Genomic DNA, 13497 nt, shown 5'->3' with positions numbered 1-13497 from the left:
TCCTTATCAATGACAGTCATTGCCAGAGCGCTGGCAACAGCTGCTGGTGGGCGTATTATTTTGCAATCTCACGGTGACCCGGCTACGCGCACGGCGCAAAGCTAGCAAGATCAAAGCATTAATAATAATAACCAATGCGATAATAGTTAGGCTCTGCTGCGGGTTGTCGCGGAAAGTAGCCGCTTGATAGAACAAGGTGGCCAGTGAGTAAGCAACATTCAGCCCCCACAGTATTGAGAAAGTCATCCAGCCGCGGCTGGTTTCCCGCGCAATGGCCCCCATCACCGAGACACAAGGCACATACAGCAAGACGAAAATCAGGTAGCTGTAGGCTGAGATACTGGAGCCGAACTTGCTACTCATCATCCCCATCGAACCCGCCGCCATTTCGCCGTCACCTTTACTGGCTTCAATCGGGTTGGATAACACACTGAGGCTGAAGGTCTCTTTTAATCCCTGCCAGGTGGTATCAACTGCACCGGCCAATTCACCCCATAAATTAAAGCTTTCAGCATCGAAAGGTTCATTGTTAATTTGCTCGGCGGTGTAAAGGGTATTCAGTGTCCCCACCACCACTTCTTTGGCCATGGCCCCGGTGACTAAGCCCACAGTGGCTTGCCAGTTATCCTCATGAATCCCCATTGGGGCCAGTAATGGCGTTAATACTTTACTGACAGAAGCCAGCGCCGAGTCATTAATACTGTCCACGGCTTGGCCGCTGAAAGAAAAGCTGTTCAGGCCGCCAATAAAAATACTCGCGATAACAATGACTTTTCCGGCGCGCAGGACAAATCCTTTCAGCCGTTGCCAGGTTTGTAATAGCAGACTTTTGAGATGCGGCACATGGTAAACCGGTAATTCCATCACAAAGGGTGATGCTTCACCGCGCATGATAGTGTATTTCAATACCAATCCGGTGAGGATGGCGACGGCAATCCCCAGTAAATAGAGAGAAAAGACGATACTGGCCCCGTCCTGACCGAAGAATGCGGCGGCAAATACTGCAAATATAGCTAGCCGCGCGCCACAGGACATAAAGGGCGCCATCATGATAGTTATCAGGCGCTCGCGTTGAGCATCCAAGGTGCGTGCGCCCATAATCGAGGGCACATTACAGCCAAAGCCAACAATCAACGGCACAAAAGATTTACCCGGTAACCCCAGCGCCTGCATCAGCCGGTCCATAACAAAGGCGGCACGGGCCATGTAGCCGGAATCTTCCAAAAAGGAGAGGAACAAATACATCATGCCAATTTGTGGCACCAGCGGCAGCACGGTGTTTATCCCGCCCCCGACCCCTTGGGCCAGGAAGATAGTGAGCCACTGCGGGAAATGCAGTGTATAGCCAACCCATTGTATCCCTTGAATAAAAATGGCCGCAGAGCCGATATCAAATATTGGTTGTAGCGCCCCGCCGATATTAATAGCCAAGACAAACATTAAATACATAACAAACAAGAAGATAGGCACGCCCAACCAGCGGTTCAGGATCACTTTGTCGAGTGCTTGTGTCAGGCGGTTGGGTTCGGCTTGCTGTGAGTTGCCGACGATATCGCAGATACGGGCAATACTCTGATAGCGGGCATCGGCGATCACCAATTCCGGATCTTCGTGCTGATTTTTCCGGAGGTTTTCACGTGCCAGCTCAAGGCGTGGCGCAGCTATACCCGCACGCGCCAGGCTGTAAATATCCCCCTCCAAGATTTGCAGGGACAGCCAGCGGCGCTGTTGAACCGGCCAGGAGGGCGGCATTTCTTGTACCAACTTATCCACTTCGTGCAGTAGCACCGGCGGGTAGTTAATCAAAGCTTTAAAGGTGACGGGCTGGAACTCATCAATGCTCGTTTTTAATTCATTGATGCCGTGCCCTCGAGTCGAGATCAGCGGGATAACCGGGCAACCCAATTGCTGAGAAAGTGCTTCAATATCAATATCTATGTGCTGGCTTTTGGCGATATCCAGCATATTCAGAGCCAGGATACAGGGGATACCTAACTCTATCAGTTGCAGTGTCAGGTAGAGATTGCGCTCCAGATTGGCAGCGTCCACCACGTTAATCAGCAGGTCAGCTTCGCCGCTCAAAATATAGTGGCAGGCAATTTGCTCATCCAGCGAGGTTTGCTCTGAAATGGTCGTGAGTGAGTAGGTTCCCGGCAGGTCAACCAAAGTGACTTGGTGTTGCGCGGTGTTGAAGTGGCCCTCTTTGCGCTCGACAGTGACCCCGGCCCAGTTGCCGACTCGCTGGCGAGCGCCAGTTAACTGGTTGAAAAGGGTAGTTTTACCCGCATTGGGGTTGCCAATTAGGCCAATGGTGAGTGTTTTCATAATCCAACGTGATATCAATACATTCATCATACTTCAAGCTGCATGTGCGTTGGCTGCTCTCGCTCACCGCCTTCCTGCAACTCGAATTATTTAGAATGTAAATTAAAGTCAGCTTGTGCAAGGCGATTATCATGCATCACCCCGCAACCAGAATAAGAAGTTGACCTGAAAAATAAGAAATTGACCTGAAATATTAAGGTTGCAGGTCGAGAGTCAGCAAATCTAAGTCTTTTTTACGCAGCACCAGACTGACCCGACGAGTTTCTATCTGAATAGGGTCACCTAAGGGCGCAAGGCGCACAACATTAAATGAAGAGCCGGGTAGCATACCCAGAGACAGCAATTTCTGCCGGTAAGCTGGGCTAATTTCAGGTGAGAAACCAACAATTTTGTAGGAACGCTGTGGGATCAAATGCATAAGAGCCTCTTGAAATGTAGGTAATTAATTATCGTTATTGATGTACCAGAATTCAGAGTCATTCCACCCAACTCGTCATACTTCAAGCTGCATGTGCATTGGCTGCCTTCCTGCAACTCGAATTATTTAGAGTATATAAGACGTAATAATTAAAGTAATAATAGTAAGAATTGTTTTCATATTCAACTAAGGTTAAATACTCAAAAGTAAATATTCATTACGATCTCATTTTTATAATTAATGAGTCTGATTTTTATTTGCGCTTGTTTTACCATCAAATTAGCACAATCGCAAATGCGAACAGTGAGTTAAATCAGTTAACTGAATGTTTCTATAAGCTGCTTTCCATAATGATAAATACCGATTATTAACATAATCATTTCACTATGATTTGAATCAAATAACATCCGTATTTTAATTAACTCTTAGAATGCTATGGTAATTATTGATAAATTAACAGCTATAGCGGACTAAATTAAAGTTCATGTTAACTATGATGTTAAATCAGCCAAGGCGATGCTCGATTTAACATCGGATAAAAGAATTGCGTGCTAATTAATTTAAAAGATAACTCCGCAATCTTATAGAAGAAAAAAATATGAGTGTGGGCGGGCAATAACCCGTTAGGGATGAGTTTTAACTGACAAAGTGCCCGCAGCGGTGAAAACAGGCAGATCGTAAAGACGCCGTCAATACATCCATGTAGGCGCGGACGCTTTACTCTTCTGCCCGTCCTCACCACCAGAGATCGAGTCATTGGGGTTTGTCAGCAGTCTTAGGGCCACAAATGTGGCCCTAAGCTCCAATATCAGCGCTTTTTAAACGCCGCAGCCAATGCGTCACTCATGGCGCTGTTGTTGCTGCTGGAATTGTTGTTGCTGCTGGAATTGTTGCTGTCTGCGCGCCCTCTGGCTGCTGGGCGGCTATTGGATTCATTATTATTCCGTGGCCGGCTGGCACCTCGGCTGTTATTACTGGGATTATTGGCATTGGCACGGTTTTCACCGCCATTACCCCGGCGTGAACCGCTTTCACCCGGTTGCTCATCAAGGCGCATCGTCAGAGCAATACGTTTGCGCTGCAAATCCACTTCCATGACTTTAACTTTGACGATATCGCCAGCTTTCACCACCTTATGCGGGTCATCGACAAATTTATCTGCCAGTGAGGAAATATGCACCAGACCATCCTGATGAACGCCGATATCGACGAACGCGCCAAAGTTAGTCACGTTTGTCACTGAGCCTTCGAGGATCATACCCGGCGTCAGGTCATTCAGTGTTTCCACGCCCTCGGCAAAGGTCGCCGTTTTAAACTCAGGGCGGGGATCTCGGCCCGGTTTTTCTAGCTCGCGCAAGATATCAGTGACCGTCGGCACACCAAATTTCTCGGTGGTGAAATCGCGGGCATTGAGATTACGCAAGGCCGTGGCATTGCCCATCAAATCCTGCAAAGCTTGCTCGGTGGCGGCCAAAATACGCTCGACAATCGGATAGGCCTCCGGATGCACTGTCGAGGCATCCAGCGGGTTATTTCCGTGGTTGATACGTAAAAAACCGGCGCACTGTTCAAAGGCTTTTGGCCCTAAGCGGCTGACTTTCAGCAATTGCTCGCGGTTATGGAAGCGGCCATTCTCATCACGCCAGTTCACAATATTTTGCGCCATCATGCGGGTCAAACCGGCGACGCGGGTCAGCAATGGCACGGACGCGGTATTCAAATCGACTCCCACGGCGTTTACACAGTCTTCTACTACCGCATCCAGTTTTTTCGCCAATTGGCTTTGGCTGACGTCATGCTGATATTGGCCGACCCCGATGGATTTCGGGTCGATTTTCACCAATTCTGCCAACGGGTCTTGCAACCGGCGGGCAATAGAGACCGCGCCACGGATGGAAACATCCAGATCCGGGAATTCCAGCGCCGCCAGCTCCGAGGCCGAATAAACTGACGCCCCGGCTTCACTGACAATGACTTTCTGTGCAGTTACCGCCGGATACTGCTGTTGCAGCTCGGTAAAGAAGCGCTCGGTTTCCCGTGATGCGGTGCCGTTACCAATTGCCACCAATTCAACCTGATGTTTGATGCACAGGGCGGCGACCACGGCGGCGGCTTTTGCCGCCTGCCCAGTATGAGGGTAAATGGTATCGAAGGCGACCAGCTTGCCGGTAGCGTCAACCACCGCCACTTTTACCCCGGTGCGCAGGCCTGGATCGAGGCCCATGGTGGCGCGCATCCCCGCTGGGGCCGCCATCAGCAAATCTTGCATGTTACGGGCGAATACATTGATAGCTTCGTCTTCGGCCCGTTCACGCAAGGTGCTCATCAACTCAGTTTCAAGATGCATCAGCACCTTAATGCGCCAGGTCCAGTTGACCACCGCTTTGCGCCAGCTGTCTGCCGGTGCATTATTCAGGCGCAGATCCAGATGATTGATAATAATCTGCTCGCCCTGACTCTCGCGAGGCGGCTCGTCAAACTGGGGATCGGGATTCAGCGCCAGTTGCAGCACACCTTCATTACGGCCACGGAACATCGCCAGTGCGCGGTGAGAAGGGACTTGGGCGATAGGTTCGTGGTGATCAAAGTAATCGCGGAATTTAGCGCCTTCCTGCTCTTTGCCTTCCACCACTTTTGAGACTAAATGGGCATTTTTCCACAAATATTGGCGCACTTTCGCCAGCAATGTGGCATCTTCCGCAAAACGCTCCATCAGGATATAGCGCGCGCCATCCAGTGCCGCTTTGGTATCCGCCACGCCTTTTTCAGCATCAACAAAAGTGAGCGCGACCTGTTCTGGGTCTTGCTGTGGGTTATGCCATAAGCTGTCTGCCAAAGGTTCCAGACCGGCTTCAATAGCAATCTGTCCACGGGTGCGGCGCTTGGGTTTATAAGGAAGGTATAAATCTTCCAACTCGGTTTTACTCATGGTGCCGTTAATGGCACCGGCGAGCTGCTCGGTGAGCTTACCTTGATCTTCTATTGATTTAAGAATGGTTTGGCGGCGGTCTTCAAGTTCGCGCAGATAGCCCAAACGGCTTTCCAACTGGCGCAGCTGGGTATCATCCAATCCGCCGGTAACTTCCTTACGATACCGTGAAATAAAGGGCACGGTATTACCTTCATCCAACAGGCGTATTGCAGCAATAACTTGCTCCGGTCGCGCCTGTATTTCGCTTGCAATAATGCTGCTCAGTTGTTCATTCATAAGTCTGATATCAATTTTGATAGAGGAATAGGGAAAAAATCATAGAGGACAGTTATACGGATTGCGGTAAAAAATTGCCAGTACTGCGGTTATCCCGGCGAGCCAGAAAAAGTATTGTGAGACATTTCCACTTTGTAGCAGGAAAGCCAACAACCTCATTCCCAAAATATTGCCTAACGAATCACCCACTGTCGCTGACAGTGATAGCAAACCAAAATAGGTCGCGAAACTGCCACGGTCAGCAAATGCAGCATTATTGGCATCTGCGCTGGGCATGTACACCATAAGAGCCAGGGAGAAAACCCCCGCCGCCCATAGAATCAGTACCCTATCCTGAGCAAGATAAAGCAGGAAAAAAGAAATAGAGAATAACATCAGAGCGACAGCAGGATAATAAGAGGGAATATTTTGATTAATATAGAGACTGACCCAATGCTGCAACACCATGACACATAGCGCTTCCACGATAAAAAACAGTGTCAGATTACTTTCGTCATCCAATGTCTCGCGGGTATAGAGAGGGATGGTGGAATAAAGCTGGGCATGCAGCATCCATAACAAACTGTTGACCAGCAGGAAGCGGCAGTAATTGCGATTTTTAAAGGGTTTGAGCCAGTCAGCGAGTGTCAGGCGCGGAGCTGGGGGCGGTTTGCACTCAGCCCCCGAGATGTATACCAAGCAATAGACCAGCAGCAATATATAGAGGCCACCGATAATCCAATATAGCCCTTGGGGTACATAGCGCAGGATTTCAAAGCCGATGATAGGGGCAATCAACGCCGAACCATTCATCAAGATATAGAGAACGGAGTAATCAGCCGAGGTTGCCGCATTGTGCGACAGAAGCTGTTTCTGGCTGGCAATAAATGACTGAGTCAGCAAGACAACCGAGGAAACACCCACTCCAGCGATACACAGGCACCAAGGGGCGAATTTCCCCATGAGAGAATTCGACGATGCTAATAAAAAACCACTGGCGGCGATGCCTAGCGCGAAAATCAGGCCGGAACGAAAAGTCAGGCGATCAAACCACGGCCCCAGCGCGACTTTGGATAGCCGTGAAACTAAAATGTAGCCAAACATAATGGCGCTGACAGTAGTAATAGGAAAACGTAAATGTTCATGGAGATAAGTGGAAAACGTCGTCATCAGCACGTAATAAGCTAAGGAGGAGCCAACAAAAATGATAGCAATTGGCTGTCTCGGCTGAGGGCGTTTCCATAACCGCATCAATGGGTGGCCTAAGCAGATCGACGGCTACGGTGGCCTTCACCCAATGGTTGATGCAAATAAACATCCAGCAGGTGGCACTGCCAGAGATATAGCGCTTCAGTAAAGCCATAGGCGAATCTCAATGCTGCCCCGGCAACAGTTATCGGCAGGGCACCATAGCAAGCTGAGAATAAACTTAATGAATTGAGATGGTCATACTCTTCATCGGTTTCAGCATGTGCTATCAGCGGCATGACAACATCGTCATGCAAAGCATGTTGAGCCGCCACATGGTGATAAAACTGGCGAGTTTCCTCAACTCGCCGCGCCGTTTTCTCCAGAACGGCCACGCAACTTTTATAGACGAACGGGTGCTGTTTAGCCGCCATCTGCAAGAACCGGCAAATGCCCTGGGTGCTGGGTAGCGGCAATAAGTTTTCTTCTAATTCTGGCAATTGATGAGCATGTCGAAAACGCGTTGCGCTGACTTTAAACAAATAAGGATGATCCCATTCCTCTGATAAATGAATTATGCACTTATTAATCAGTAATGGCTCATTGGTGTGGGCTAATACGGTGCCCAAATGTTGGATAACACTGTGGGTATGGTGATAATTCTCGATTGCCCAGGCGTACAGAGTATTGAGATTTTTGGGCGAATCTGGATTATTCATTCTTTGCCAAAATGGATCAAAATACAGGGCGTCGGCCCAAAGATTCAGTTCTTTATTAATGGCTTCAGCGGCCATGCTGGCATCAATGTAATCGGCATCGGGAGGAAAGGGGTAAAGCATCATATTCTGGTCAAGAAATTCGATAAAATCGTCGCTGAATGCCTCACAACAACCCGCTTCTTGCAGTGCCCGTTCAGGATCTCTATGGGCTGAAAGCTGGGAGGTAAAAAAAGTGCTGATATCGGTGTCAACCAACTCGACAACCTGTAGCCTTGAAGTCAGGCGCAGCCTGTGTTCCTGAACATGCTCAATACTGACTGAGTTTTTCAATAGCATACTTTCCTCCTATCCTTATTCGGTTTATGCGGCCGAGGTTACACGCCGTGTAACCAATCCATTTTTAGGCGGGGGAAAGGCAATTTTTTATTGACATAAAAAATGCTTATTCCCCGATAAAACAAATGAAACTGATCTCCCAGCGAGGCCAGGTTAATCAAACTGGTGTCTAAATCCCGTTGTAAACGTGGCCCCAAAATATCGGAACAAGCTTTGCCATAACGGCCACTATAGGGGTAACCATAGCGCTGAGTTGCGGGAATACTGGCAAATGATATTTCGTTGCTGGTCGCTTCGGCGACCCATGAAGAAAGTTGTTGGGTTACTTTCGGATGACTAGAGATGCGTTCGAAAAATCGCGCCATGGCGTTAAGCGCGTCAGTATCTCCTGGGGAACCAAAAAGCCCCATGGCATAGGAGAATGCTAGCGGGTCTTTCACCGCCATATTTTCCAGCGCCAATTGGAACATTAACGTTGAGGTTAATGGCTCAAGCTCGGTGATCGGGGAGTGGGTCAATTCCTGGCAGATGGCATCCCAGTATTTATGCATGTGGTGTGAATGGAATGCGTGGCGGATAAACAATTCTTGCAACTGTTTATCCTCAGTTTCTGCTGCACATCGTGCGAGGGTTTTGTCCAGCCCGTATAACAAGTGACACATTTCAACCATCAGTTTGCAGCAGTGTGGTGCTAGCCCATAGTATTCACTTAGCTTGTCGCCCTCCAGCCAGCCGCGTAATACATGCAGCGTGGTAGTCAGACATTCGTCTATCTCTTCGGGGTGAACAACATCCCAAAGCTCTCTGGCAATAGATAAATCATGCGGTGATACAAGGGGGATGGCTGGGGCGATGACAGGGTTATCCATAAAATAGACCTCAAATAATGAATGTTAGCCGCCAACTCCCGACGACTGAAGCTGATGGGAGGGGGGTTGTGGCGGACGGTTAGTTAAATAGGGCGGGTCTGATAGGCGGTAGTGATGATAAATATCGTCATTCCACACCTCAAACCAATCAGCCAGCCGATGGCAGCTTGAAAAAATCGCGGCTACGGTTGCCGCTGGTAGCATTGGATACTCCTCCAACAGCTGTTCAAAGATATCGATATGGCCAAATTCTTTATCAACCATCAAGTGGCGAATCAGTTCATCAGTGAAGGCCTGAGGCAAATCGTGTCGTTGGCCGACGGTTTGGTAAAAATCCACGACTGTTTGGTCATTATCAGTGGTGGCTTCCAGTAACGCCTCGCAGGCGTTGTATACCAGTGTCCCTAGAGGGGCAACGCTGCGCATAAAGAGAGTGATATTCAATGTGCTTGCCAGTGGGCGGCTTTCATTTAGAGAGTCTTCACTGATAGTTGTGGCCTCACAGGCAGTCATAAACAGCCGATAGTGATCCCATTCTTCGCTGAGATGGCGGAACTGGACTTGCTGTTCTCTTTCCGTACTCGCGTACTGGACGGCAAGGGGCATATGTGACATGACACTGCGGGTGTAATGCATATTTTCCTGCGCCCAACCAATCATTATCGATGCAGGTTCATGACCATCATACAGGCCTTGCCATATCATCGGCTGATCGTACATTTGGTGAACCCATATAGGTAGCCAACGGTTAAATTCCTGTAGAAATAAAGCTGTTGGAATGGCGTGGTAATCCGGTAAACACCAGATAAAACCAGCGTCCTCCAGAGAGGCGAGAGTGTTATTCAACGTATTGATATCAAGAGAAAGAATGGTGGCGATTTGTTCCGTAGTGTGTTTGCCATTACAGCACTCAAGTAGACGATTAAAACGATCCCATTCAGCAAGATCGGTAATGGTCAGCAAGACCCCTGCTCGTGAGGCTGTATTGGTTGATAGCGTGATATGAGGTAACAGTAAGGGCTTAGAATCTTCCATACGTGTTCGCTCCATTGTGTAACGTTATATGAACTGAGATATAAACTAACCTCCCTGATGTTCCAGGGAGGTCTCGGTTATTATTGATCGGCGGCTGGCCGAGGTACGTCTTGTGCCGGTAATTTGGTTTCCAGAATAATTATTTCCATTTTTATACTCTCCATTATGTAAATAAATTCATATACAACATTTAGTTAATGAATATTGACAAGTGGTCGACCACCCACTTCTTGTTCTAAAACTCACGGGTTAAAAAGTCAACAGATCCAGTTTCAAATGAGAGAAACTACAGATCTCTGGTGAACAAGGTGCAACGCGAGAGTGGGGGGCAACCCATTGGATAATGAGGAAATCAACTTATTGGCAGAAAGTTTCGTTATTGCGTTATATTGCGTGGTATTAAACCCAACCATATTGATTGGATGAGCGAATGGCTAAAAGCAACTACATTACCCGCGAGGGTTGGCAGGCGCTGGATCGTGAGCTGCATTATCTGTGGCGAGAAGAGCGGCCGATAGTGACACAAGCCGTGTCTGAAGCGGCCGCCATGGGTGACCGTTCGGAAAATGCCGAATATATCTATGGCAAGAAGCGCCTGCGGGAAATTGACCGCCGGGTGCGCTTTCTGACCAAGCGCCTTGAAGTGCTGAAAGTTGTCGATCCCGACCCTCGCCAGGAAGGAAAAGTCTATTTTGGTGCTTGGGTGCGGGTAGAAAATGAATTAGAAGAACAGCGTATCTTCCGTTTGGTCGGGCCGGATGAGTTTGATCCCGCGAAAAAATGGATTTCTATCGATTCGCCGGTGGCCCGTGCCTTAATCGGCAAACAGGTGGATGATGAAGTGACGGTTCAAACACCCAATGGCGAAGCAACCTACTGGATTTTAGAGATTCGCTACCGGCCATTTGACGAAAGTGTTGATAATTAAGCCCGACAATAAGCTTTGTAACAATTTCGACTAGAATATATACCATTAATAGCTGTCTCTTAGAGTAAGTTTCTAACAATGTGCAGATTCGGGCAATACGGCCTTTGGGAGTAATAAAATGCAAGAGAATCACAAGATTCTGGTCGTTGATGATGATATGCGCCTGCGCGCGCTATTAGAACGTTACCTGACAGAGCAAGGTTTCCAGGTGCGCAGTGTTGCCAATGCTGAACAGATGGACCGCTTGTTGACCCGTGAGTCTTTCCACCTGATGGTGCTCGACCTGATGTTACCGGGGGAAGATGGCCTGTCTATCTGCCGCCGTCTGCGCAGTCAAAGCAACCCGATGCCGATCATTATGGTGACGGCAAAAGGTGAAGAAGTTGACCGTATCGTCGGGCTGGAGATTGGTGCGGATGACTATATTCCGAAGCCATTCAATCCCCGCGAATTGCTGGCCCGCATCCGTGCAGTATTGCGTCGTCAGGCCAATGAGTTACCGGGCGCACCTTCACAAGAAGAAGCGATTATTGCCTTTGGCAAGTTCAAACTGAACCTTGGGACTCGCGAGATGTTCCGTGAAGATGAGCCTATGCCATTGACTAGCGGCGAGTTTGCGGTGCTGAAAGCCTTGGTCAGTCACCCGCGTGAGCCATTATCTCGCGATAAATTAATGAACCTGGCACGTGGCCGAGAATACAGTGCCATGGAGCGCTCTATCGACGTACAGATTTCACGTCTGCGCCGCATGGTAGAAGAAGACCCGGCACATCCGCGCTATATCCAAACCGTATGGGGCTTGGGCTACGTATTCGTGCCGGACGGCAGTAAAGCATGAGGCGATGGCGCTTTTCTCCGCGTAGCTCATTTGCCCGAACCTTATTACTGATTGTGACCTTGCTGTTTGTCAGCTTGGTCACGACGTATTTGGTGGTGCTGAATTTCGCCATTTTGCCCAGTTTGCAGCAGTTTAATAAAGTGTTGGCCTATGAAGTTCGTATGCTGATGACTGACCGATTACAACTGGAAGATGGCACGCTACTTGAAGTCCCGCCGGCGTTTCGGCGCGAGATTTACCGTGAATTGGGGATTTCGCTTTATACCAATGCCGCGGCAGAGGAAAGTGGCCTGCGTTGGGCACAGCATTACAAATTTCTTAGTGATCAAATGGCTCAGCAATTAGGTGGGCCAACCGATGTGCGGGTCGAGGTGAATAAAAACTCCCCGGTTGTCTGGCTAAAAACATGGTTGTCGCCAGATATTTGGGTGAGGGTACCCTTAACCGAGATCCATCAGGGCGATTTTTCGCCACTTTTCCGTTATACCTTGGCCATCATGCTGTTGGCGGTCGGAGGGGCTTGGCTGTTTATCCGTATTCAGAATCGGCCCTTGGTTGAGTTGGAACACGCAGCTTTGCAAGTCGGTAAGGGGATTATTCCGCCGCCTTTACGGGAGTATGGGGCTTCAGAAGTGCGTTCTGTGACCCGGGCGTTTAACCAAATGGCGGCTGGCGTGAAGTTGCTGGCTGATGACCGCACTTTGCTAATGGCCGGGGTCAGCCACGATTTACGCACACCATTGACCCGTATTCGCTTGGCGACAGAAATGATGAGTGAAGCCGACGGCTATCTCTCTGAGTCGATCAATAAAGACATTGAAGAGTGCAATGCCATTATTGAGCAGTTTATTGATTATCTGCGCACTGGGCAGGAGATGCCGACCGAACCGAGTGATCTTAATGCGGTGTTGGGTGAAGTGATTGCGGCTGAAAGTGGCTATGAGCGGGTAATTGAAACAGATTTATGCGAAGGCGAGGTCATGGTGGATATTCACCCGTTATCCATTAAGCGCGCTTTGGCGAATATGGTGGTGAATGCCGCCCGTTACGGTAATGGCTGGATAAAAGTGAGTAGCGGCACTGAACTTCAACGCGCCTGGTTCCAGGTGGAAGATGATGGCCCTGGTATCAAGCCAGAAGATTTAAAGCATTTATTCCAGCCTTTTGTCCGTGGCGATAGCGCACGCAGCACCAGCGGCACCGGATTAGGGCTGGCCATTGTGCAGCGGATTATTGATGCGCACGCCGGTTCGTTGGATATCGGCACCAGTGAGCGGGGCGGATTACGGATCAGGGCCTATATACCGTTACCACTGGATATCAAGCCGAAGCCACCAGTGGTGGTGTGAGTTTTATTTTGTTCGGTTGTGAGAGTATCGGATTGAGTTTCGGTTGTTAGAGCTTCATGGCTCATTTAACCACGGATTGGCGCATGTTTCGGTTGATATGAGTCAGATGCTCCAGTTCAGTTGTTCAGTTGTTCAGTTGTTCAGTTGTTCAGTTGTTCAGTGATCCGGTTCGGTTGACATTAGTTCAGTTATCACTTGAATCCAGCCGCCTCAACCGCCAAGGGGGTAGGAGTATTAGAAATTATGTGTCATTCCGCTAAAGTATTTAAAAAGAGGAATGACATATGACTCAATCTTTCGATTTT

General features: G+C 48.9%; 10 protein-coding genes. 3 read left to right on the top strand and 7 right to left on the bottom strand.

Annotated features, from left to right (window positions below):
* Positions 1 to 6: 6 nt before the first annotated feature.
* The 7 genes from feoB to FTA91_RS12320 all read right to left on the bottom strand — a co-directional run bounded on the left by feoB (position 7) and on the right by FTA91_RS12320 (position 10077).
* Positions 7 to 2325: a Fe(2+) transporter permease subunit FeoB gene (gene feoB / locus FTA91_RS12350; protein WP_050112456.1), complete on the bottom strand. Its 2319-nt coding sequence runs from the start codon at positions 2323 to 2325 to the stop codon at positions 7 to 9.
* Between the two features lie 193 nt (positions 2326 to 2518).
* A complete protein-coding gene (feoA, locus tag FTA91_RS12345; protein WP_005186094.1) occupies positions 2519 to 2743 on the bottom strand; it encodes a ferrous iron transporter A in 225 nt (74 codons plus the stop codon).
* Positions 2744 to 3551: 808 nt separating this feature from the next.
* Complete coding sequence (locus FTA91_RS12340; RefSeq protein ID WP_050112045.1) at positions 3552 to 5951, bottom strand: Tex family protein; 2400 nt, start codon at positions 5949 to 5951, stop codon at positions 3552 to 3554.
* 39 nt (positions 5952 to 5990) lie between these two features.
* Positions 5991 to 7181, bottom strand: a complete 1191-nt coding sequence (locus FTA91_RS12335; RefSeq protein WP_050112044.1) for an MFS transporter — start codon at positions 7179 to 7181, stop codon at positions 5991 to 5993.
* An 11-nt stretch (positions 7182 to 7192) separates the two neighbouring features.
* Positions 7193 to 8173, bottom strand: a complete 981-nt coding sequence (locus FTA91_RS12330; protein ID WP_050112042.1) for a hypothetical protein — start codon at positions 8171 to 8173, stop codon at positions 7193 to 7195.
* A 38-nt stretch (positions 8174 to 8211) separates the two neighbouring features.
* On the bottom strand, positions 8212 to 9042 hold the full coding sequence (locus tag FTA91_RS12325; RefSeq protein ID WP_050112040.1) for a hypothetical protein: 831 nt from the start codon (positions 9040 to 9042) through the stop codon (positions 8212 to 8214).
* A gap of 24 nt (positions 9043 to 9066) precedes the next feature.
* Positions 9067 to 10077: a hypothetical protein gene (locus tag FTA91_RS12320; protein WP_050112038.1), complete on the bottom strand. Its 1011-nt coding sequence runs from the start codon at positions 10075 to 10077 to the stop codon at positions 9067 to 9069.
* Positions 10078 to 10507: 430 nt separating this feature from the next.
* Between FTA91_RS12320 and greB the strand changes: the two genes are divergently transcribed.
* The 3 genes from greB to envZ all read left to right on the top strand — a co-directional run bounded on the left by greB (position 10508) and on the right by envZ (position 13192).
* Entirely contained in the window at positions 10508 to 11005 is a 498-nt protein-coding gene (gene greB / locus FTA91_RS12315) for a transcription elongation factor GreB (protein ID WP_038637253.1), read from the top strand.
* A 118-nt stretch (positions 11006 to 11123) separates the two neighbouring features.
* Positions 11124 to 11843 carry an osmolarity response regulator transcription factor OmpR gene (ompR, locus tag FTA91_RS12310; RefSeq protein WP_004393220.1) on the top strand — a complete coding sequence of 240 codons (720 nt, stop codon included), beginning with the start codon at positions 11124 to 11126 and terminating at the stop codon, positions 11841 to 11843.
* On the top strand, positions 11840 to 13192 hold the full coding sequence (gene envZ / locus FTA91_RS12305; RefSeq protein ID WP_050112036.1) for a two-component system sensor histidine kinase EnvZ: 1353 nt from the start codon (positions 11840 to 11842) through the stop codon (positions 13190 to 13192). Before ompR ends, envZ begins: the two co-directional genes overlap by 4 nt.
* Positions 13193 to 13497: the final 305 nt, after the last annotated feature.

Origin of the sequence: Yersinia thracica (assembly GCF_902170565.1) — a bacterium.
In the GTDB taxonomy this organism is placed as follows: domain Bacteria; phylum Pseudomonadota; class Gammaproteobacteria; order Enterobacterales; family Enterobacteriaceae; genus Yersinia; species Yersinia thracica.
The sequence above is the reverse complement of the archived record's forward strand: the minus strand, read 5'-3'. Positions and strand labels throughout refer to the sequence as shown.

Excerpts from the sequence above, each read along its gene's own strand:
- feoB (WP_050112456.1), bottom strand. The coding sequence starts at position 2,325 with ATGAAAACACTCACCATTGGCCTAATTGGCAACCCCAATGCGGGTAAA.
- FTA91_RS12320 (WP_050112038.1), bottom strand. The coding sequence starts at position 10,077 with ATGGAAGATTCTAAGCCCTTACTGTTACCTCATATCACGCTATCAACC.
- envZ (WP_050112036.1), top strand. The coding sequence starts at position 11,840 with ATGAGGCGATGGCGCTTTTCTCCGCGTAGCTCATTTGCCCGAACCTTA.
- greB (WP_038637253.1), top strand. The coding sequence starts at position 10,508 with ATGGCTAAAAGCAACTACATTACCCGCGAGGGTTGGCAGGCGCTGGAT.
- FTA91_RS12340 (WP_050112045.1), bottom strand. The coding sequence starts at position 5,951 with ATGAATGAACAACTGAGCAGCATTATTGCAAGCGAAATACAGGCGCGA.
- FTA91_RS12330 (WP_050112042.1), bottom strand. The coding sequence starts at position 8,173 with ATGCTATTGAAAAACTCAGTCAGTATTGAGCATGTTCAGGAACACAGG.
- FTA91_RS12335 (WP_050112044.1), bottom strand. The coding sequence starts at position 7,181 with ATGCGGTTATGGAAACGCCCTCAGCCGAGACAGCCAATTGCTATCATT.
- ompR (WP_004393220.1), top strand. The coding sequence starts at position 11,124 with ATGCAAGAGAATCACAAGATTCTGGTCGTTGATGATGATATGCGCCTG.
- FTA91_RS12325 (WP_050112040.1), bottom strand. The coding sequence starts at position 9,042 with ATGGATAACCCTGTCATCGCCCCAGCCATCCCCCTTGTATCACCGCAT.
- feoA (WP_005186094.1), bottom strand. The coding sequence starts at position 2,743 with ATGCATTTGATCCCACAGCGTTCCTACAAAATTGTTGGTTTCTCACCT.